This is a genomic window from Cupriavidus sp. FW305-3-2-15-C-LB2, assembly GCF_058787575.1.
Genome location: NZ_JBYSZW010000005.1, coordinates 159207 through 178590, shown reverse-complemented (window position 1 = coordinate 178590; position 19384 = coordinate 159207). Strand labels below are relative to the sequence as shown.

General features: G+C 62.2%; 19 protein-coding genes and 4 pseudogenes. 12 read left to right on the top strand and 11 right to left on the bottom strand.

Annotated elements, in window-relative coordinates; all coding sequences use genetic code 11:
- Positions 1–144: 144 nt before the first annotated feature.
- Positions 145–1131: a tripartite tricarboxylate transporter substrate binding protein gene (locus AC3WRR_RS06540; RefSeq protein ID WP_492296481.1), complete on the top strand. Its 987-nt coding sequence runs from the start codon at positions 145–147 to the stop codon at positions 1129–1131.
- Between the two features lie 223 nt (positions 1132–1354).
- On the opposite strand, the gene AC3WRR_RS06535 is transcribed toward AC3WRR_RS06540, so the two are convergent.
- The gene (locus AC3WRR_RS06535; protein ID WP_492296479.1) at positions 1355–2179 is read right to left on the bottom strand and encodes a hypothetical protein; all 825 of its coding nucleotides are present in this window, start codon (positions 2177–2179) and stop codon (positions 1355–1357) included.
- Positions 2180–2296: 117 nt separating this feature from the next.
- Between AC3WRR_RS06535 and AC3WRR_RS06530 the strand changes: the two genes are divergently transcribed.
- A complete protein-coding gene (locus AC3WRR_RS06530) occupies positions 2297–2860 on the top strand; it encodes an NADPH-dependent FMN reductase (protein WP_010811772.1) in 564 nt (187 codons plus the stop codon).
- 158 nt (positions 2861–3018) lie between these two features.
- On the opposite strand, the pseudogene AC3WRR_RS06525 reads toward AC3WRR_RS06530, so the two are convergent.
- Positions 3019–3129, bottom strand: a pseudogene (locus AC3WRR_RS06525) (SphA family protein); the annotation flags it as partial.
- A 23-nt stretch (positions 3130–3152) separates the two neighbouring features.
- Here AC3WRR_RS06525 and AC3WRR_RS06520 point away from each other — a divergent pair.
- Positions 3153–3680, top strand: coding sequence for a helix-turn-helix domain-containing protein (locus AC3WRR_RS06520; RefSeq protein WP_439668863.1), 528 nt, complete (start codon positions 3153–3155; stop codon positions 3678–3680).
- Between the two features lie 118 nt (positions 3681–3798).
- Complete coding sequence (locus tag AC3WRR_RS06515; protein WP_492296477.1) at positions 3799–5499, top strand: site-specific integrase; 1701 nt, start codon at positions 3799–3801, stop codon at positions 5497–5499.
- Positions 5500–5590: 91 nt separating this feature from the next.
- On the opposite strand, the gene AC3WRR_RS06510 is transcribed toward AC3WRR_RS06515, so the two are convergent.
- Positions 5591–7132, bottom strand: a complete 1542-nt coding sequence (locus AC3WRR_RS06510; RefSeq protein ID WP_492296475.1) for a cryptochrome/photolyase family protein — start codon at positions 7130–7132, stop codon at positions 5591–5593.
- Between the two features lie 629 nt (positions 7133–7761).
- Between AC3WRR_RS06510 and AC3WRR_RS06505 the strand changes: the two genes are divergently transcribed.
- Both AC3WRR_RS06505 and AC3WRR_RS06500 read left to right on the top strand, forming a co-directional pair.
- On the top strand, positions 7762–9354 hold the full coding sequence (locus AC3WRR_RS06505; RefSeq protein WP_492296473.1) for an aspartate:alanine exchanger family transporter: 1593 nt from the start codon (positions 7762–7764) through the stop codon (positions 9352–9354).
- Between the two features lie 52 nt (positions 9355–9406).
- The gene (locus AC3WRR_RS06500) at positions 9407–10402 is read left to right on the top strand and encodes a 2-hydroxyacid dehydrogenase (RefSeq protein ID WP_010811777.1); all 996 of its coding nucleotides are present in this window, start codon (positions 9407–9409) and stop codon (positions 10400–10402) included.
- A gap of 267 nt (positions 10403–10669) precedes the next feature.
- On the opposite strand, the gene AC3WRR_RS06495 is transcribed toward AC3WRR_RS06500, so the two are convergent.
- Entirely contained in the window at positions 10670–11113 is a 444-nt protein-coding gene (locus AC3WRR_RS06495; RefSeq protein WP_011615230.1) for a GNAT family N-acetyltransferase, read from the bottom strand.
- A 241-nt stretch (positions 11114–11354) separates the two neighbouring features.
- The gene (locus AC3WRR_RS06490) at positions 11355–11726 is read right to left on the bottom strand and encodes a hypothetical protein (RefSeq protein ID WP_010811779.1); all 372 of its coding nucleotides are present in this window, start codon (positions 11724–11726) and stop codon (positions 11355–11357) included.
- 15 nt (positions 11727–11741) lie between these two features.
- Here AC3WRR_RS06490 and AC3WRR_RS06485 point away from each other — a divergent pair, with 15 nt between their 5' ends.
- Positions 11742–12053: an MFS transporter gene (locus AC3WRR_RS06485; protein WP_010811780.1), complete on the top strand. Its 312-nt coding sequence runs from the start codon at positions 11742–11744 to the stop codon at positions 12051–12053.
- A gap of 40 nt (positions 12054–12093) precedes the next feature.
- Positions 12094–12492 (top strand): annotated as a pseudogene (locus tag AC3WRR_RS06480) (aldehyde dehydrogenase family protein); the annotation flags it as partial.
- An 18-nt stretch (positions 12493–12510) separates the two neighbouring features.
- On the opposite strand, the pseudogene AC3WRR_RS06475 reads toward AC3WRR_RS06480, so the two are convergent.
- Positions 12511–12825, bottom strand: a pseudogene (locus AC3WRR_RS06475) (transposase); the annotation flags it as partial.
- A gap of 287 nt (positions 12826–13112) precedes the next feature.
- Between AC3WRR_RS06475 and AC3WRR_RS06470 the strand changes: the two are divergent.
- On the top strand, positions 13113–13808 hold the full coding sequence (locus tag AC3WRR_RS06470; protein WP_492294485.1) for a TnsB C-terminal domain-containing protein: 696 nt from the start codon (positions 13113–13115) through the stop codon (positions 13806–13808).
- 269 nt (positions 13809–14077) lie between these two features.
- Here the strand turns inward: AC3WRR_RS06470 and AC3WRR_RS06465 are convergent, their stop codons facing one another.
- Complete coding sequence (locus tag AC3WRR_RS06465; protein WP_051398473.1) at positions 14078–14281, bottom strand: IS66 family transposase; 204 nt, start codon at positions 14279–14281, stop codon at positions 14078–14080.
- An 83-nt stretch (positions 14282–14364) separates the two neighbouring features.
- A pseudogene (locus AC3WRR_RS06460) lies at positions 14365–14748 on the bottom strand (IS66 family transposase); the annotation flags it as partial.
- Positions 14749–14801: 53 nt separating this feature from the next.
- Here AC3WRR_RS06460 and AC3WRR_RS06455 point away from each other — a divergent pair.
- Together AC3WRR_RS06455 and AC3WRR_RS06450 are read left to right on the top strand one after the other, a co-directional pair.
- Positions 14802–15149: a hypothetical protein gene (locus AC3WRR_RS06455; RefSeq protein ID WP_492296470.1), complete on the top strand. Its 348-nt coding sequence runs from the start codon at positions 14802–14804 to the stop codon at positions 15147–15149.
- A gap of 397 nt (positions 15150–15546) precedes the next feature.
- A complete protein-coding gene (locus AC3WRR_RS06450; RefSeq protein WP_454750538.1) occupies positions 15547–15741 on the top strand; it encodes a hypothetical protein in 195 nt (64 codons plus the stop codon).
- Between the two features lie 262 nt (positions 15742–16003).
- On the opposite strand, the gene AC3WRR_RS06445 is transcribed toward AC3WRR_RS06450, so the two are convergent.
- Positions 16004–16447, bottom strand: a complete 444-nt coding sequence (locus AC3WRR_RS06445) for an enoyl-CoA hydratase/isomerase family protein (protein ID WP_492296468.1) — start codon at positions 16445–16447, stop codon at positions 16004–16006.
- 693 nt (positions 16448–17140) lie between these two features.
- Here AC3WRR_RS06445 and ycaC point away from each other — a divergent pair.
- A complete protein-coding gene (gene ycaC / locus AC3WRR_RS06440) occupies positions 17141–17767 on the top strand; it encodes an isochorismate family cysteine hydrolase YcaC (RefSeq protein ID WP_010811785.1) in 627 nt (208 codons plus the stop codon).
- A 39-nt stretch (positions 17768–17806) separates the two neighbouring features.
- On the opposite strand, the gene AC3WRR_RS06435 is transcribed toward ycaC, so the two are convergent.
- Together AC3WRR_RS06435 and AC3WRR_RS06430 are read right to left on the bottom strand one after the other, a co-directional pair.
- Positions 17807–17941: a hypothetical protein gene (locus tag AC3WRR_RS06435; RefSeq protein ID WP_255266305.1), complete on the bottom strand. Its 135-nt coding sequence runs from the start codon at positions 17939–17941 to the stop codon at positions 17807–17809.
- 463 nt (positions 17942–18404) lie between these two features.
- The gene (locus AC3WRR_RS06430; protein ID WP_011615232.1) at positions 18405–19331 is read right to left on the bottom strand and encodes a LysR substrate-binding domain-containing protein; all 927 of its coding nucleotides are present in this window, start codon (positions 19329–19331) and stop codon (positions 18405–18407) included.
- Between the last annotated feature and the right edge of the window lie 53 nt (positions 19332–19384).

The window sequence follows — 19384 nt, the reverse complement described above, 5'->3', positions numbered from 1 at the left end:
CCACCATTCGGCCATCACCAAACGCGATGGCAGGCTCGCCATTTATTGCTTTACGACACCCTTCACCTCTTTCATCCTCATCGAATCACGGCTTGCTGCTTATGCTTCACAACTGGTGGCATGCCGCTTCAAAGGAGACATGAATTGAAAGGTATCAAAGGGAAGGCATTGCGTCTTCTCCGTACCGGAGGCTTGGTTCCGGCGCTAATGATAAGCGGCTCAGGCTGGGCGAGTGGGTATCCGGTGAAGCCGGTGACACTGGTCGTTCCACAAGCGCCTGGTGGTGCCAACGATGCCGTGGCGAGAATCGTGGCGCAAAGACTCGGTGCGGTGCTGGGCCACCCCATTGTCGTCGACAACCGGCCGGGCGCCGGTGGCAATATCGGCATCCAGGTAGCCGCGAAGGCACCGCGCGACGGCTACACGCTACTGCTGACAGTCGGCAGTTCGTTCACCATCAACCCGTCGCTATACCGGAAGATTCCGTTTGATCCGGTCAAGGACTTCGAGCCGATTACGCTGGTGGCAACGGCGCCGTACGTGCTGGTCACGAACCCCGCAATCCAGGCCAGGTCTGTCCACGATCTGATTGGCCTGGCCAGGTCGAAGCCAGGAAAACTGGACTATGCCTCCGCGGGCAATGGCACGCTGAATCATCTGCTCGGGGAAATGCTGAAGGCAAAGGCTGGCATCGATATTACTCACGTTCCGTACAAGAGCGCAGCGGCAGCGGCTACTGACGTGGTTGCCGGCCAGGTTCCCATAACGTTCGGCAGCTTGCCAGGCGTGATGCCGTTCGTGAAAACGGGGCAACTCCGCGTACTTGGCGTGGCCACAGAGAAGCGGTCAAGACTGATTCCCGAGGTGCCGGCGATAGGGGAGGCCATTCCCGGGTACAGCGCGGTCTCCTGGTATGGGTTGCTTGCGCCAGCCGGTACGCCAAAGGAAATTCTTGCCCAGCTTCATGCGGAGGCCACCAAAGTCCTGAATAGCAAGGACGTGCAGGACAAGCTGGCCGCGCAAGGAGCAGAGGCCGCATCCAATACGCCAGAGCAGTTCCGCGTTCTGATCAAGGACGATCTGGTGAAATGGGCGAAGGTCGTCAAGGACTCGGGAGCACAGGTCGATTGAGTGACGGGGGGCGAGACAGTCGTGCGTGTCCATCGGGCCGGACGGCATGTCGGCCCGCCTTGCTATCCCCGCTGCCGTTTGCTGCGACATTCTTTCTGGAGCCGGGCCTGCTTTACCTCCGTGGTCGTCTCCGTTTGCGCCCGTTGATCGGGCGCTTTTTCCCGCCACAGATTGGCGCTATGCAATGCAGGTGTTCCAATGGCGAAACCCTTCAGCGGCTGCCCTATTCAATTTCCACCACATCGACAACCTGGTGCTGATTTTTGTAGCGAACTTCCTGGCGCATGACGAATCGCCGGGCGGGACAATACCAGTCGGTCATGTCGAGCACCGTCGGCTCCAGTTCGATATCCGTATCGACCAGCCGAAAGCGGCCAGGATCCACGAACTTGGTATATCGGATCGGCCAGCAGAGGAGGGTGCCGGTGGCAAGCTTCAGGCGCTGCAGCGGACCCACCTTCCGCTCAGACAAGGTCAGGCGAACATTGGAACCAACGAAATCAGAGACCGTGGTGCCGGTGCGGCGATCCACAATACGAAAGTCGTAGCGGGACGCAAACGTTTCCGCCGGGAGTACCTGGCCCTCTGTCAGCGCCGGCGGATACAGCAGCAGTCCGTTCGAGTTGGTACTCATTTCCCCGACCAGCTCGGTGTACTGGCCGTGGGCCTGAACGCGTGCATTGAGGCTGCGCACGACTGGCTGTCCCGAGCGTTCGTCAATCACGAGCCGGTGACGCTGCACGGTCTCGACGGGCGGCCCCATCAAGCGCCGGAGGGCGGACCTGGAATAGATGTCCAGATCGAACGAGCAAAGGTCGCGCTCGAAGTCGTTGACGTTGCGGAAGAAGGCAATGGTTGTCATCGGCGTCAATCCGTCCGCTTCGAAGCGGATCTGTCCGCCGTCATGGACATAGGGCGCATCGCATATCTGTCCGGCGAGCACGCGGTGCGACGCGGTCCCGAGCAGACCGCCTGCGGCGAGCCAGGCCGCGGCAAGCGAACGCCAGACTGGGGCCGCTCGTATCTTCATCACGGTTCGTTTCAGCATTCGAGTGGGAGTTCAAGTGTGTAGGCGCGGTGGAGTCATTCCGCGCCGGCAAGGCTCTATCATGCTGGATAATGAGCAAAACTGTATCCTTCATCTTCATGAAAAGAGGTGTGACAAATGATCCAGATCCTGGGAATTTCCGGCAGCCTGCGGGCACAGTCGTACAACACCGCACTGCTGCGGGCGGCGCAGGCTGAGGCGGGCACGCAGGTCCGGCTTGATATCGCCACCCTGCATGGCATTCCGCTTTACGATGCGGATCTGGAGGCGCGTGAGGGCTTGCCCGCCGCCGTGGTGGCGTTGCGCGAACAGGTCATGGCGAGCGATGGCCTGATTCTGGCCACGCCTGAATACAACAATGGCATCCCCGGGGTCTTCAAGAACGCTATCGACTGGCTCTCGCGGCCGGCCGGGGATATTCCCGTGGTCTTCGGCAATCGCCCGGTTGCGGTGCTCGGCGCCTCGGCCGGGGGCTTCGGCACGGTGCTGGCACAGAACGACTGGCTGCCGGTGCTCAAGACGCTGGGCACGCGGCACTATACCGGCAACCGGCTGCTGGTTGCGCGCGCCGGCCAGGTATTCGACGCGCAGGGCGAACTCACCGATGCCGGCATGCGTGCGCGGCTCAGGGAGTTCGTTGCCGGCTTCGCCGCGTTCGTGGAGGGCCCGCGCGCGGGCTGAGCACAATCGGGCCGGTGCATCCTTGCCGCGCGCCATGATTCGCGCTTCGCGCGAGGCTGCCAGGCCGCAAACTCATAGGGGCGCCAGCACCCGCAGGACGTCTTGCTGCCTTCCGGGCGATTTTTTGCGCCCCATTCCTTGTATGCGTTCAGCAAGACCTGCCAGCCATCACCTTGCACCAGCAGTCCGGGCCCCGCGCCGAACACGCGCTCGCGCGAATCCGCCTGGCGGATGCCGTCGATGCGGTCCTCGCCGAGCTGCGTCAGCATGTAGCGAGCGCTACCAGGCAGGCGTGATTCCGCTGCTGGCCGCAAGCCTGTTTCGCTGCCAGGTACGCTATGACGAGACCTGGGCCGGCCTGGAATTTCCGGTGGCGTACCTGGATCAGCCGCTCAAGACCGGCAATCCCCAGGTCTTTCTTGAAGCCGTAAAGCTGTGCAAGGAACAGTTTGGCAAGCTCAATCGCCAGCAGACGCTGACGGCCCGGGTCAGGCGCCTGATGCTCGAGAAGGAAGGTGGATTTCCCACGCTGCTCGCCACCGCGCGGCACCTTAACATGACGCCGCGAACGCCTCATCGCAAGCTGATGGAGGAGCGGGCCTCCTATCGTGAAATTCTGGACGATATCCGCCGCCGGCTGGCAATTGAGCACCTGAAGGCGAATCGGCTGACTATCCAGGAGATCGCATTCACGCTCGGCTTCAGTGACCTGGCGAATTTCAGACGTGCCTTCAGGCGCTGGGAGGGGATGGCGCCTTCCGATTACCAACGGCAAGTCCCCGGGATCGCCGCAACACCATCGGAACGTCGACGGCCCTGACCGTTGCGCGCATGGCGCAGCGATCCGGCGCCAGCCCTTGCGCTACAAGCTACCGATCCAGCTATTACGATAAGTATCCTTATCGTAATAGATACATCGATGCGCTAAACTGGCGTATATGAAAACTCGCTTGACCCTGACCCCGCCGGAACCGACCCCGCCATCCGGCTTCCCCGATGCCACCTCACTCGCCGCGCTGCGCGCCTGGCATGCCGGGCTGACGACGCGCGAAGCCGTCGCACGATATCTGGGCGAGGAGCGGGCGCAGGGCCAGTCGTCGCGCGGCATCCTCGGGCGCATCCGCCGCCAGCTTGCCGCATACGCCCGCAGCCGCCAGCGCGAGGACCTGGCTGCGCTGTTTGAAATTTCCGCGGCCGAGCGGGCGGAGAAGGGCAGGGCAGCGGACCATGCCATCGAGACGCTGCGTACGCTGCCGCCGCCGGCACCGGCAATCAGCGACGACATCGGCTTGTGGCTGGCGCCGCGCACGGTCGCCGCGCTGCGCGCGCAGGGCATCGACACGCTGGCGGCACTGACCGTTCGGGTGCCGCGCCGGCGCCGCTGGTGGGCCGCGATCCCCGGCCTGGGCGCGGCCGGGGCCCGACAGGTCGAAGCCTTCTTTGCCCGGCACCCCCAACTGACCGAACGCGCCCGGGCGCTGCTCGCGCAGGCGCCGCGGGGCATGGTCGTGCCATGGGAGCAACTGCGGCTGCCGCATGAAGTGGATGGGTCGCAGGGGAAGTTCCGCGCGCCGCGCGCGACCTGCGCCCTCGATGCGGAAAACGATTACGCGGCGATCCAGGCGTGGCTGGCCTTGCATGAGTCGCCAGCGACGCAGCGCACCTATCGCAAAGAGGCCGAGCGGCTGATCCTGTGGGCGATTGTCGAGCGCGAACGGCCGTTGTCGTCGCTGACCACTGAGGATGCGACGGCCTATCGCAGCTTTGTGCGGCGACCGGCGCCCCGGGAACGCTGGGTAGGGCCAGCGAGACCACGTACCTCGCCCGACTGGCGTCCGTTCACCGGCAGCCTCTCGGCGCGCTCCACCGCCCATGCCTTGTCTGTACTGGGGGCGATGTTCCGCTGGCTGATCCAGCAGCGCTATGTGCTGGCCAATCCGTTCGCCGGGATCAAGGTGCGCGGAGGAGGGCGGTCGGTGGCGCTGGACAGCTCGCACGCGTTCACGGAAGGCGAATGGCTGCTGATCCGCACCATTGCTGACGGCCTCGAATGGTCCTATGGCTGGGACGGCCCGGCGGCCCAGCGCCTGCGCTTTGTGCTGGACTTCGGCTACGCCACCGGACTGCGCGCCAGCGAACTCGTCGGTGCGACGCTCGGCGACGTTGAAAGCGATCCCCATGGCGACCATTGGCTCAAGCTGGTTGGCAAAGGAGCCAAGGCTGGCAAGGTGGCACTGCCACCGTTGGCGCGCCTGGCGCTCGACAGCTATCTGGTGGAACGAGGCCTGCCAGTCACGCCAGCGCGATGGGACCCGCATACCCCACTGATCGGCGGCCTTGGCCAGGATCCGGCCAGTGGCATCACCGGCACGCGCCTGTGGGGCGTGTTGCGGCGCTTCTTCAGGCAAGTGGCGGACGTGATCCAGGCGGATCACCCTTCCGCCGCCGACAAGCTGCGGCAGGCGAGCCCGCACTGGATGCGGCACACTCATGCGACTCATGCACTGGCGCGCGGCGCGGAATTGACGACAGTGAGGGACAACCTGCGTCACGCCTCGATCTCGACCACCTCGATCTACCTGCACGGCGACGAGATGAAACGGGCACGGCAAATCGGCGCGGCGTTTTCCGCGCCCTAGTGGCTTAGTGCGATGGCCCGGAGAGCAGCCGGGGAGTGGAGGGCGCTCGAGCCGGTCGAACGCCATTAGCCGGAATCGCGATCTGCAACGGCTATATCGATTTCCTTATCGCCGCATACCTTTCAAGGGTCTGTTTCCGCGCAACTTCGTGCTGCACGATCGGGGGTGGATAGTTCTCTCCAAGCTTCACCCCCGCTGTAGCCAGTACATTCACAGGCGCCGTCCATGGCGCATGGATGTACTGGTCCGGCATCTGTGCCAGCACCGGCAAGTACTTGCGAATAAATCGCCCCTGTGGATCAAATTTCTCCGATTGCTTGACCGGATTGAAGATACGGAAGTACGGCTGTGCATCGCAGCCCGTTGACGCAGCCCACTGCCACCCGCCGTTGTTGGCCGAGAAATCGAAATCATTGAGCTGGTCGGCGAAATATTGCTCGCCGCGTCGCCAGTCGACGCCGAGATCCTTGACGAGAAAGCTCGCAGTCACCATCCGTAGACGATTATGCATGTAGCCGCTCTGGCGGATCTGCAGCATCGCGGCATCGACCAGCGGATAGCCGGTCTGCGCGTCGCACCATGCCTGAAAGTATTTGTCACCCGTGACAGAGTCGACCCACTGCAGCGCATCGTATTCGGGGCGGAAAGACTTGCCGTCGGCCACGCGGGGATGGTGGTGGAGGATCATGAAATAGAAGTCGCGCCAGATCAGTTCGGATAGCCAGACGGCCGCGCCGGCGCTTTCGCTGCCGCCGCGCAGTACGGCGTCAAGCGCGGCTCGCGCCAGCGTGCGGATGGAGATCGTGCCGAAGCGCAGGTGTACCGATAGGTAGCTCGGGCCGCGCAGCGAGGGGAAATCTCGCCGGTAGCCATAATCGCCGATGCGGTCGATGAATTCATCGAACAGTGCACGGGCGCCATCACTGCCCGTGGGCATTGCAATCTCGGCAAGATTGCTGACAGCGAAGCCGAGATCGTGCAGCATCGGCGAAGCCTTTTGATACTGACGGGGCACCGGTGCCAGCGCGCCCAGATACTGGTCGACTGGATACGGTCGAAGGTCGAACGGCTGCACTGCGCGTAACCACGCATTCCTGTACGGCGCGAAGACGCTGAAGGGCTGGCCTTGGCCGGTCAAGAGCTCGTCAGCCTCGAAGATAACCTGGTCCTTGAATGTGAACAGCACTCGGGAGTCGGAAGCCAGTGCCTGACGCACGGCCGTGTCACGCCGCTTCGCGGCAGGTTCGTAGTCGTGGTTCGTGAAGACGGCATCGGCATCGAGTTCGGCCGCCAGCCTGGGAATGGCATCGCGCGCGATATCGTCAAGCACGATCAGACCGCCGCCCGCATCGGTCAGCGTCCTGCGTAACGGCTCTAACGACCTCAGGATGAACTCTACACGTCGATCGACCTTGCGTCCGCGTGCAATCAGCGGGTCAAGGATTTCGCGATCGAAGACAAACACGCACCACACTTGACGGCAGTGCTTGAGGGCATAGTGCAGCGCTGCATGGTCGTCGGCGCGCAGGTCGCGCCGGAACCAGACCAGGCCACGCGCGAACTCCAGGTCGATTCGGTATGGCAGGCGTCCGGTGCCGGCTGTTTCAGAAGCAGGAGAAAGGGGTTTCGGCATTGCCGTAATTTAGTCCCATGCAGCGTTGTCGCACAGCCCCATTTGCGGGTATTGCCTGCACCGCAGCTTGGCAGGATCAGCGTGACCCCAGAAACCGGGCTGCCTTCTGATGGATCCTGGAAGCTGAGCCGTACGTCGAATTGACCGGCGATAGCCTGCATATTCCGCACGGATTCGTGCCCGTTCCCACCCGACATACCGGATGCCAGCAGATTGGTGGATTTCCGGCGGCTTTGGATGCGCTGCGAAGATCTCGCCGACGCGATGATCGCCTCGATTGGCTAGCGCGCGGTTGGCCGCAGCATGTGGGGGAAAGTGAGGCCGGCGCTACCGTAAGGTGGAGATAGGGCTTGGCAGAAGATTTGTGTCTGGAGGTGCCAACCGCCTGTTTGACCGAGCGCCGCTTCAATTCTTGAACTTGTGCGGCGCATCGTATATTTTCGAGGGGCATTCCGGTGGTTGCCGCCGTGCCGGCCGGTGCCTGTCACGATGATCGGGTTCATGCAAGCCGCACTCGATAACGCATGCCCGGAAAACGGTTGTCAACCCCGTCCGCGCAGTGCGCGCGTGACCCTGCGCAGTTGCTTATCGCTGCCCCCCTTGCTCCTGCCCATCAGAAAGGAGCTGCCATGGATGCAGTCCGGACATTGCTCGAAACCCAGCCGCTGCTCACGCTGTTCCTCACGGTTGCACTGGGCTATGTCTTCGGCGAGATCAATATCAAGGGCGTGTCGCTCGGTTCGGGCGCGGTGCTGTTCGTGGGGCTGGCGATCGGCGGGTTCGCGCCGAAGTCCGCGCCGCCTGCCATCCTTGGCACCCTAGGGCTGCTGCTCTTTCTCTATGGCATTGGGATCCAGTACGGGGAGCAGTTCTTTAAGGGTCTGACCAGCCCCGATGGCATCAAGGCCAACGCCGCTGCGGTCCTCGGCGTGGTTGGCTCCGGACTGCTCGCGGTTGCGTTGGTGCCGCTGGTCGGCGTGAAGCTAGACGAGTCGCTAGGCATGTTCGCCGGCGCGGGCACCAGCACGGCAAGCCTGCAGGCCGCGATGGCGGCGATGAAGAGCGACGGCGCCGCGGTGGGCTACAGCGTCGCATACCCAGTCGGCGTGGCAGGGCCGATCCTGTTTCTGTATGCCCTCACCGCGCTGCTCAAGCCGAATATCGTGCGGCCGCCGCCAAAGCTGATCGAGACCGCCGAGATTGCGCTGACGAACCCGGCGTTTATCGGCGCGCGGCTGTCGGAGGTGGTAGCGCGCCTACCGGACGGGGTGGCGATTGCCGCCGTGCGTCGCGCCCACCACAACCACCCCTCCGCCGACGACCTGGTCCTGCAGGCCAACGACGTGCTGCTCGCGACCGCCACTGACCCGGCCGTGCTGCGTGAAGCCACCTCGCTGTGCGGGGAACTGCAGCCGGGCCGCATGACAAGCCATCGCGAAGACCTGGACTATATGCGCGTGTTCGCCTCAAGCCGGCTCGTGGTCGGGCACACGCTGCGCGATATCCGCTTTCCCGAAGGCATGGTCTGCTCGATCGCCCATGTGCGGCGCGGTGATGCGGACCTGATGCCCCGCGATGACCTCACCCTCGAGTTCGGTGACCGCGTCGGCCTGCTGGTCAATCGCGCCCACATGAAGCCGATTCGCGCGCTGTTCGGCGACTCCATCAAGGGCACCGCCGAGCTGAGCTTTATCTCGATCGGCATCGGCGCGGCCCTCGGGCTGCTGGTGGGGCTGATCCCGGTGCCGATTCCCGGCGTCGGCACGCTGGCGCTGGGGCTGGCGGCGCTGCTGCTGGTCGCCCTCATGCTCGGCCGGGTGCGCCGTCTCGGGCCGTTCGTCTGGACCATGCCGCTGTCGGCCAACCTGGTCCTGCGCAACTTCGGGCTGACCATCTTTCTCGCACAGGTGGGCATTGCATCCGGGCCGAAGTTCTTCGCCACCATCGGCGAGACCGGGGTGTCCTTCCTGATCTATGGCGTGGTGATTCTGCTTGCCCTGCTGGTGATTACTGCGATTTTCTGCCTCTGGGTCTTCAGGCTGCCGTTCGACCTGGCGGTGGGCGTGATCTGCGGCGCGACCGGCAATCCCGCCATCCTTGCCTTTGCCAACCGCGTCGCGCCCACCGACCGGCCCGACCTCGGCTACTCGATGATCTTCCCGTCAATGACCATCGTGAAAATCCTGTTCGTACAGGTTGCCGCCACACTGGCTGGCGGATAGTGCAGGGCAACCTGGGCGAAGCGCGCCATGCGATTCGCCGCGGAGACACATCATGGAAATCGCCGTCTTCAGCGCAAAGTCCTACGATCGTCAACATCTCGATGCCGCGAATGCGGCCGAAGGCCATCAGCTCAAGTACTTCGAAGTTCCCTTGGACAATGAGACGGTGGGCCTCGCCGCGGGCCACGGCGCAGTGTGCATCTTCGTCAATGACCGGGCCGATGCGACCGTGCTGGAAGCGCTCGGACGCGGCGGCACCAAGCTGGTCGCGCTGCGCTGCACGGGGTTCAACAACGTCGACCTGAAAGCCGCGCAGGCGCTCGGGATCAAGGTGGTGCGCGTTGTCGACTACTCGCCCAACGCGGTCGCCGAGCACGCGGCGGCCCTGCTGATGGCGGTCAACCGCAAGATCCACCGAGCCTACAATCGCACGCGGGACTTCAATTTCTCGCTCGAAGGCCTGATGGGCTTCGACCTGTGCGGCAAGACCGTGGCCGTGATCGGCACCGGCAAGATCGGGCGCGTGTTTGCGAAAATCATGGTCGGGTTCGGTTGCAACGTGATCGGCTACGACAAGTACCCGTCCCCGGAATTCGAGGCCCTTGGTGGACGCTACGCGGACGAGGGAGAAATCGGCGCAAGCGCGGACTGCATCTCGCTGCATTGCCCGCTCACGCCCGAGACCCATCACATCATCAATGCCGAAACGCTGTCGCGCGCCAAGCCGGGGGCCTTGCTCATCAACACTAGCCGCGGCGGGCTGATCGACACGGAAGCAGTCATCGAAGCGCTCCGGAGCGGGCAACTCGGCGGGCTGGCGATCGACGTGTACGAGCAGGAGGCGGGCCTGTTCTTCCGCGACCTGTCCGGCATCATCGTCGACGACTCCGTGCTGCAGCAGCTAATCACGTTTCCTAACGTGATCGTGACCGGGCACCAAGCCTTCCTCACGCGCGAGGCCGTGACGACCATTTGCGAAACAACCTTGCGCAGCGTGACGGAGTTCGAAAGCGGCAAGCCGCTCACGAACGAAGTCGGTGCCGGTTGAACACGGCTGTTGGCCTCAAATCGTGCCGCGCTAATGGCTTAAACCGCTCCCCGAAAAGCCCACGGTCGGGAGCAGGGCGCATGAAGAAGACTTCGGGAAATTCAAGCCGCTCGAAGGGAATAGGGCAGCAAGGTCAAGGAAGCCAAAGCCGCGATGACCCTGGCGTGGTGGAAATTCTTGCATCGACTTCAACGTTGCGAGCCGTCCTCCGTGGTTCCGCAATGCGCCTGGCTGCCCGCTCCGGCGAATGAACTTGCGAGCGAGCTACTACAAGGCAATTTGCATCAGCGTCCCGACATCGGCTGGGGGACGGTTGAGTTCCTGCGAGCGCATTACGGCAGGCGGCAGGTCAGAAAGGTTGATTGGCGCGAAGCCGAGGCGCGCGAAATAGCCGGATGCGGTCTTGGTCTGCAACACTATTGATGCGACCCCTTGCAGCCGGACGTCTGCCACGATTGCGGAAAGCAGAAGCTCGCCGAGACCTGCAGACCTTGCGCGCTGCGCAACAGCCAGTCCTCGAAGAAGTCCTGTTTCCCCATAGCGCTCCACGCCGGCACATCCGAGGAGCCCGGCATTGTCGCGGACCATGATGAAATGGGTGATATGTTCGCGTACCCCCTCGACGCAAAGTGAGGAAGCACGCAGGAGGGCCTCAACCTCAGGCCAATCCTTCTCAGTCGCATAGCGGGGACGCATGACATATTCCTTCATGCAAAGTTCGTCCCGTCATCCTACTTTTGCCGGGATGCTTCCGCCCGTAGGGATTCTTCTTAAGTAGATTTGCTATCTCCCGGAAGCAGTCTGGCCGGCATGCCGGGAAGACAACATTCTTGCTCTTCAGCGGAGTTCTTTTGCGATGGCATGCGAGCGCGAAGTCCCTTGCCTGCGTCAGCCGGTGGCCCGACATGCGAGATGCCGCCCAACGTATCGCTGTTGGGACAGCATGAACTGGCTAGTTCCAGATCAGCGTGGCTTCTTGCAGCAAGTGACCAGGCAGGATGTAGTCGCCGTGCTTGATAGCGAGTGCCTCGAGTTCGCACAGACAGTCCTCGGATAATGCCGTCATGTCGAACCGGCAGTAGAGGTGTCGCTGTCGGAATGTGAGTTTTTCTCCGCGGAGCCCTCTGGCTAGCGCATCTGCAGACTCCACACAGACATGTTCGATGGTTCGGAACTGTACGACGATGCCGCGCTGTTGCCCAAGTCGTCCGAGTTCGAGCGCGTCTTCCCACGCGGTTTCATAGTCTAGATCGACAGTACTATCTACGCGCGAACTGATGTGCTCAAGCGCGCTTGCTCGATCACGTGCGACGTATACGCTCATAGGGGAGTCTCCCCGATGGGGTCTTTGTGGAGAAAAATATATTCCGAAATCGGGGGCTGGGCAACCCCAATCGTACATGCCTTCGCAGCCCAGTTATATCCCGCGCAATCGACCGGAGTCGGTTGGGCCGCAGCAGCCGGGCGGCTCGGCGCAGTGTCAGGGCCCGCACTGGGTGGCTACCTCCTGAGCCAGCAGTTTCCTAACACGTTCAACTTCATGGTGTTTGCCATCCCCGGCGTGGTGGCCGCGATCGCGGTCTTCCTAATCTCGGATCACGGCAAGAGGGAGTCAGGCGTCGTGCGGGTTCTGGCCGGCTCTGCCGATTGATGACGCTGGCGATATTCCTACAGTATTTGCGGAGACATTAATGACCAATAGCAATTCATGCGCATGGGAAGGGCGGATCTTCTCGAACGGTTGGGTGCCTGGCACTGGCAGCGTTGCGGACGTCGTCGAGCCGTCGACGGGGAAGATCCTGGCGACGATCGGAATCGGCCTTGCGGATGATATCGACCGGGCAGCTAATGCCGCGCAGCGTGCGCAGCCAGGATGGGCGTCCACAAGCTTCGATAAACGCGCTGAAATCCTCCGCGAAGCCGCGCGCCTATTGAAGGCGCGGGCCGACGAGATCAACGGATGGAACGTCCGCGAGTATGGCTCGACGGCGGCGAAGGCAGAATGGGAGCTGCACGCTACCTACGAGCAGCTGCTCATGGCGGCGGCAATGCCGATGCAACCCGAAGGCGCGCTGTACGCATCGGCGATGCCTGGCCGCATGAATATCCCACAGGCCCAGGATGTCGCGCGTGCCATCCGGCAGCACGCCCAAGGCCAGGTTGACGGCCTTGTTACGTACCACGCCGTCCTCACGCATCTTGACACGGTGGCGTGGGATATCGACCCGCAGTGGACCGTCCTCGGTCAGGACAGTCTACTCCGCCCAGGGCGCGCTCAATCAGGGCCTTTTTGAATGCCATCGAGGCGTCTTGAACCGCCTCGGCAGGCATCGGACCCATTTACGAAATGGGCAATCAGGTCCTCGGGAATGGGGCGGCGGTTCACGGTTGGCAGCCTGACTGGTCGTGGTTTTTAGTGGCATACATGCTCCTTGGTGACATGTTATGCCTAAACACAAAATTTCTGACGGATCCATCGGTTGCCCTAGTGATGTGACGCACTTTCGCTTTCAGGAAGACCCAGCCCTTGGTACTGTCGGTAGGACCACCAGGCGAGAAGCACGGATACCAACAAGCACACCAAAAGCGGAGCCAGACACAACGATCAGGCCAGTCTGGCAACCAATCGTGCAGACGCCGCTCGCAAAGCTACAGACGGCAGCGACGATAAAGGAAATCTGTCCGCGTATGTAAGACCACGGCCTTGAGCATGGCGATGAGGATTGCAACGAAGCGCGAGCTGGCGATTGCGAGGGTGTTGCGTCCGCTTGGGACGGCTCCCCTCACGCTTAAGCAAGCTGAGACTGCTGGCAAATTGCTTGGAATCCATTGGGCCACGGTTTATCACTTGCGCCGGCGCTTTCTCGCGGATCCTGTGGCGAGCGCATTGATACCTTATGACCGAGGCCCAAAAGTGGGAAAGCCGCGTCTACCAGCGACCATCGAGGAAATCGTGAATGAGGTCCTGACCGATTGGCTGCCGCGACAGCCTCATCTCGCTCATCCGCTCTTCGAGCTCGACGTCGAAATTCGGAAGCGATGCGCAGGGGCAAGTGTTAGTCCGCCAAGCAGATCTACCATTTCGCGACGATGGGCCGCCCATCGGAAAGAGGACGCCCTTCGGCTCGCAACGCAGCCGGGCTCTGAGATTCCACCAGGTCATCTTGTGGCGCGCTGTCCGATGGATATTGTGCAGATTGATCACACGCTGGCCGATCTGATCCTGGTTGATGATGCGAGCCGACGCCCAATTGGCCGGCCATGGCTAAGCATAGCCCTCGACGTTTCGACAAGATGCGTCGTCGGCGTATATGTCGGGATGGATCGCCCTAACGCCATGGTGACGTTCGGCGCACTTTTGTCCCATCCCGCTCACATACGTAAAGTAGTCACCGCTTGCACCTAATGTTGTCGCTGCTCACGGCCATGCCGCATGGGCTCAGACCACTTCAAACCGGGCGATAGCGAAGCAGGGAGGACCGTAATTCCATAATTGCTGCCCGGGGCGTTTCGCTCACTGCCTGAATCCGCCCTTTGCACAGGCGCGCGACAAACGTGCCGCCGCCTTCCCGGAAAATCCAAAACCTCGCGCCGCCATCTCGCTCGCCGAGCAGGCGCCGCCTGCGGATATCGGCGCTGGCCGGGGCGAGGGCGGCAGCGACCGTTCAGCCGCTCTCAGCCGAGTACGTCAGCCCTGGCCCTTGCGCGTGCCATTGCGCAACGATGCCTGGCCAGCAGGCCATGGGCGTTACCCTGCAGCCACTGATGGAACTGCGACAGCAGCGGCACGGCCTCGGCCTGGCGCACCGCCAGCTTGTGCTCCGGTGACCTGTACTTGATGCCGGCTTCGATGGCATACAGCTTGGCGATCCACGCCAATGCCCCCGCGCGGCCAGCCCTGGCGTCTTCTGGGCCTTGGCGATCTCGAAGAAGCGTCGGCGGCAATGCGCCCAGCATCCGCCCTCGATGATCCGGCCGGTACGGCAAAGCGCATCGTGGCCGCTGTAGGCAGCCGCCTGCAGGTAGCCATGATAGTCGCGCAGGAAGTTCAGGGGATGGGCGCCGGCGCGGGATTCCGCGAACTCGAACAGCACCGCTGGCTGGTGGTCGACCCATAATCCGTTCTCCTGCCGCAGCCCGGCCACGAGGTAGCCCCATAGATGGGCCTGCCGCGTGGTGGCGCGCCTGCGCTCGAGTAGTGGCAGCGTGGTGTCGTCCAGATGCAGGCGCGGCGCCTGCTGGACGTGGTTGCGCAAAGGCGGCAGCAGCTTTGCCAGCAGCTCGGCAGAAGCCAGCTTCCATTCGCACAGAGTGGCCCCTTGGCAGGTGCACGCCCAGGCGCGCATAGCGCGTCTCCTGCCGATTGATCGGCAGGTGGACCACGAAGGTGTCGACCTGGATGCTGGCCAGCACCCCTGCGCTGGCGTTGCTCTTGGGCAGCGGCGAGGGCTGCGCGGCAGCGGTCACGATGGTGGACTCGCCGTCCTTCGTGTCCGCTACTGCCATCTCGATGTTCGGCCATCGCTTCACTCCTTATACCGTGAAGCCGCTACCCTTCTCATCGCTGCTCCTGCCTCACCAGATGGTTTCCGCTGACGCTTACGCTTCACCATGCTGGATGGACATAGAGCTGTCGGCGTACGGCGTCGCGCAGGCGAAGCAAATCGGCGATCAGATGCACGCGCTGTCGTTGCGATTCGATCTGGCTCTCACGTCGGTGCTGCGCCGTGCAGGGCATTGGATCTGATCCTCGATCGCAGGTCGCTTGCCGTTTCAGACTGGTGGCGCAGCACATCCTGTTCCAGAAAAGAAAGGGCGTCTCAATTCCTGAAATCGGCTTGGGTGACTTGGGTCTCGAACTACTGTAGCAATTGGTTTCCGTCATTTCGGACCGCGCCACTGTCGCTCTGGATTCTGGCGGCGAGGCCATGGCCCCGGAAGAACCGGTCTTGGGGTGCACGGTCTGATTCCTGCCCCATCAAGCTCAGTTGCACATGCGAGGGATGCCGCACAGAACGGCGCATCCCACCTCTGCCACGCTCACAAGGAAGTGAGATGGGTCCAATTGTTCAACGGTGCGCCATTGTGTAGCGCCCCTGTCGGTTATGGACCTGAATTCGGTGAAGAGGCGGGAGAAGGCCACTGTGAATGACGATCTGAAGTTCGGCTTGACGGTGCTTGCTGTGCTAGGGGTCGTAATCTTTGCGACCACCCAAGCCATAAGTATGGACATGAGCATTGCCGATCTGGTTGTGCAACTGGTGCAACATGCCATTGATCTGCTGCGCCATCTGTTCACACAGGTGCGCGCGGAGAATCCACCTCTCAACTTGGCTTAGCGGTCATGGGCCTCTTCTCCAGGATATTTGCGCCAAGTCCCAGCAGGTGCATGGCCTTTCAGTAATTGTCGCGCTCAGGATCATTAGGCTGACGCCCGACCACTTCCAGCGGTTGCCACTGCCCGCCTGCAATAGCCACTCGGGGAACTTCGCCGCGGGCGATTGGACGCCAAGAACGGGAATACATCGGCTGTCGCTCGACACGGCTTGGCTTGAGAGGGCTGACGAGTCGCTCGATTTTCCGGACGGCGACGACCCGGACTCAAACGCGTCGTAACCGCCGTAGCACCCTTTCGACTGCCGACAGGTGCTCCGGCGATGCGTGGGCAATGGCCTGGAATGCGGCCGCCATGTCCATATGCACGCGCAGATCGATATGCCCGGCCATCGCGCAGCAGGCGCTTGACCATGCGGATCGCATTGGCAGGATGTCGGCGATGGCGTGGGCGAGTGCATTTGCATCCCGCATCAGGTTGTCGCCCTCGGCAACTGCGGAAGCCAGGCCGATCCGTAGCGCCTCGCTGGCGTCGATTGGCGCGGCGGTGAAGGTCATCTCCATCGCCTTGGACAGGCCGAGCAATTTCGGCAGGCCCCATGAGCCGCCATCGCCGGAGACGATCCCGAATTGGGCGAACGTTACGCAGAAGGTGGCATGCGGGCTGGCGAAACGGATGTCGCAGTAGGTGGGGATGTCGGCTTGCTGCAAGGCCAGCGGCACCGCTGTACGGTATCGCGATATCGCAACTGCACGTCTTCGGGCGTGCCTGCGGAAAAGCCTTCGCGCCGGGCCATCTGGCCCAGGTCGCCGCCGGCGCAGTAATGAACATTCCTACCGCGATAGGGAATGAGGTAAAGCGTCAAGGTCTCGACATTGGCGGAAATAGCGATCCGCAACACTTGCTGCGGCGCAGCGCATGACAGGAAACGTTGTAGAGCAATCATTAGTGATGGCGCCATCGCAGAATACGATGGCGGACCTCCGCACTTCGATATATATAGGGAAGGACGGTCGGTCGAGCGTAAGTTTCCAAGATTCCCACCTTGAGTTGCTCGAAGTGAGCATGCATCTTCCCCATGAAGGTTCTCGTGGGGACGACGAGCTACCGGGGGGAGCTGCCAGCAACTATGCGTATTGCTACAAAACCGCTCAACGCATATGCAATCAGTGGTGCTAGCGGACACTTTGCGCCGTGCTTCAGAAGCCCTCGCATTTCGTGGCGATGGCACGCCCGGGACCGGCCAGCCGCGCAGAACGCCCTCCAGAGGTTGACGGAGAGCTATTAGGGACATACAAATTTGCAAGTATTGCCAGCCGTACCCGCAGTGCAGCAGGTATGACCAAGCGTGTTTGGGCCGTGCAAATTCTTGTACCCGGACGCGCATCTACGAGGAGCCCAAGATGAGCAAGACCTACAAGCGTCTGGACAAGAGCCAGGCGGCGGTATTGATGGTGGATCATCAGGCCGGCCTGCTGTCGCTGGTGCGCGACATTGAGCCGGACAAGTTCAAGAACAACGTCCTCGCGCTGGCGGATCTGGCGAAATACTTCAAGCTGCCGACGATCCTGACCACCAGCTTCGAAGACGGCCCTAACGGCCCGCTGGTGCCGGAACTGAAGACGATGTTCCCCGACGCGCCGTTCATTCCACGCCCTGGCCAGATCAATGCCTGGGACAATGAGGACTTCGTGAAGGCTGTCAAGGCAACGGGCAAGAAGCAGTTGTTGATCGCCGGAGTGGTGACCGAAGTCTGCGTGGCGTTTCCCGCGCTATCTGCGATCGAAGAAGGATACGATGTGTTCGTCGTGACCGATGCGTCAGGGACATTCAATGAAGTGACGCGCGAATCGGCATGGCACCGCATGGCCGAAGCCGGTGCACAACTGATGACCTGGTTCGGCGTCGCTTGCGAACTGCATCGCGACTGGCGCAACGACATCGAAGGGCTGGGAACCTTGTTCTCGAATCATATTCCGGATTATCGGAACTTGATTACGGCATATACGACCGCGAAGGGCGGAAGATAACGCAATCCGCCCACGATCAGCCATCAAAGAAGAACGCGATCAGGCCACGCGAGCCTTTGACAGGCGACGAGATTCGAGCGACCGTTGGCGTTGGTAGATAACCCGGTCAGCTTCATCGCTGACCACAACCACACTGTTGTTCGAGTGCAGGTCGATTCCACTAAACTTGTTCATGCCGGCCTCCTGTGCGTCACGTCGGTATTCGCAATTCGACTCTACGCCAGCCGTTCGACCCGAACGGAGGGAGGCTGGCTATATGATTATCAGAACCTCTTCTCGCCCCGCTGGAAACGAGAATGGCTGAATCCGTCGGCCGACGGTCTGCGAGGTTCACGACCGCCGCCTCGAGACCATCCCTTCGTCCACAGCGGCAATCTCAATGCTGTGATCAGTCGGATCGGGCGAGGAGCGGTCCGGCGTCGCGAACGCTACCAATACCTTGCCGACACGCCACGGTCGCGGAGTTAGTGGCCGCCAGTCATAGAATTAGCGGTCCTCAACAGCAATGTTGGCGAGGGAAGGAACAGCCAGCGGCTTCATGGCAACGACAGGACCGAAAGCCGACACAATAGCTTTCTGCGCCATTGAACGGCGGTCGTCTGCACCCGCTCACGCCACCTCAGGGAGCGACGGTGCGTCAGCCCGCCTGCGCCGTTGCGAGCTCCGGCACCACGCCACTCGTCTGCAGCAACGTCTTGCGGAAGATCTCCACCAGCGGCCGCAGGTTGACCTTGTGCCAGGCCGCCCACAAGGGCGTGCGATAGCTGAACCACGACAGCTCGTGCAGCACCACGCCCGGTGGCGCCTGGTGGCGCAGGCTTTGCTGGATCGTGGTCACGCCGAGTCCCGCGGCCACGAGTCCCAGGGCGGCTAGCGGTTCGGTCGCCTCCATGGTGATCGTCGGCGTGAAGCCGGCTCTGGCGCAAGCCGCGATGAACGTGTCGTGCCGCAGCGCGGTTTCTTGGTGCATCACGCCGATCCATTTTTGCGCAGCCAGGTCATCCGGGCTGAGCTGCTCCGCTTTGGCAAGCGGGTGCCCTTCGGGCAGCGCCAGCAGCATCGGATCATTGAGCACCTGGGCAGCCTCGAGGTCTGGATCGTCAGGTGGCGGCGGCTCGCAGACGAGTGCGATGTCGAGGCTGCGCTGGCGCAGCCCCTCCAGTTGAACGTCCGACTGCTGGTTGTACAGCGCGATATGCACCGCAGGCCGGCTGTCGCGCAGTTCGCGCAAGGCATTCGGCAGCACGCCCGAGTGCATCGCGTATTCCAGGTAGCCGATGCACAGCCCGCCTTCGTCGCCGCGGCCAAGCCGTCGCGCCAGCGATTCGAGCCGGTTGGCATGCGTGAGGAATGCGCGGGTTTCGGCCAGGAACGTGCGGCCGTCGCGTGTGAGCCGGATGCGTTGCTGGGAGCGCTCGAACAACACCAGCCCGAGCTTTTCCTCGAGCTGGGCAATCTGCCGGCTAAGTGGCGATTGGGAGATATGGAGCCGTTCGGCGGCGCGTCCGACGTGCTCGTCTTCGGCCACGGCCACGAAATAGTGAAGTTGGCGGATATCTAGCATGTCCAGTCCTGAATTCAGACCTCTAAGGAATCAAGTCTTTCAAATTCTGTCTT

Excerpts from the sequence above, each read along its gene's own strand:
- AC3WRR_RS06535 (WP_492296479.1), bottom strand. The coding sequence starts at position 2,179 with ATGCTGAAACGAACCGTGATGAAGATACGAGCGGCCCCAGTCTGGCGT.
- AC3WRR_RS06530 (WP_010811772.1), top strand. The coding sequence starts at position 2,297 with ATGATCCAGATCCTGGGAATTTCCGGCAGCCTGCGGGCACAGTCGTAC.
- AC3WRR_RS06515 (WP_492296477.1), top strand. The coding sequence starts at position 3,799 with ATGAAAACTCGCTTGACCCTGACCCCGCCGGAACCGACCCCGCCATCC.
- AC3WRR_RS06510 (WP_492296475.1), bottom strand. The coding sequence starts at position 7,132 with ATGCCGAAACCCCTTTCTCCTGCTTCTGAAACAGCCGGCACCGGACGC.
- AC3WRR_RS06505 (WP_492296473.1), top strand. The coding sequence starts at position 7,762 with ATGGATGCAGTCCGGACATTGCTCGAAACCCAGCCGCTGCTCACGCTG.
- AC3WRR_RS06500 (WP_010811777.1), top strand. The coding sequence starts at position 9,407 with ATGGAAATCGCCGTCTTCAGCGCAAAGTCCTACGATCGTCAACATCTC.
- AC3WRR_RS06495 (WP_011615230.1), bottom strand. The coding sequence starts at position 11,113 with ATGAAGGAATATGTCATGCGTCCCCGCTATGCGACTGAGAAGGATTGG.
- AC3WRR_RS06490 (WP_010811779.1), bottom strand. The coding sequence starts at position 11,726 with ATGAGCGTATACGTCGCACGTGATCGAGCAAGCGCGCTTGAGCACATC.
- AC3WRR_RS06485 (WP_010811780.1), top strand. The coding sequence starts at position 11,742 with ATGGGGTCTTTGTGGAGAAAAATATATTCCGAAATCGGGGGCTGGGCA.
- AC3WRR_RS06470 (WP_492294485.1), top strand. The coding sequence starts at position 13,113 with ATGGCGATGAGGATTGCAACGAAGCGCGAGCTGGCGATTGCGAGGGTG.
- AC3WRR_RS06455 (WP_492296470.1), top strand. The coding sequence starts at position 14,802 with ATGCTGGCCAGCACCCCTGCGCTGGCGTTGCTCTTGGGCAGCGGCGAG.
- ycaC (WP_010811785.1), top strand. The coding sequence starts at position 17,141 with ATGAGCAAGACCTACAAGCGTCTGGACAAGAGCCAGGCGGCGGTATTG.
- AC3WRR_RS06435 (WP_255266305.1), bottom strand. The coding sequence starts at position 17,941 with ATGAACAAGTTTAGTGGAATCGACCTGCACTCGAACAACAGTGTGGTT.
- AC3WRR_RS06430 (WP_011615232.1), bottom strand. The coding sequence starts at position 19,331 with ATGCTAGATATCCGCCAACTTCACTATTTCGTGGCCGTGGCCGAAGAC.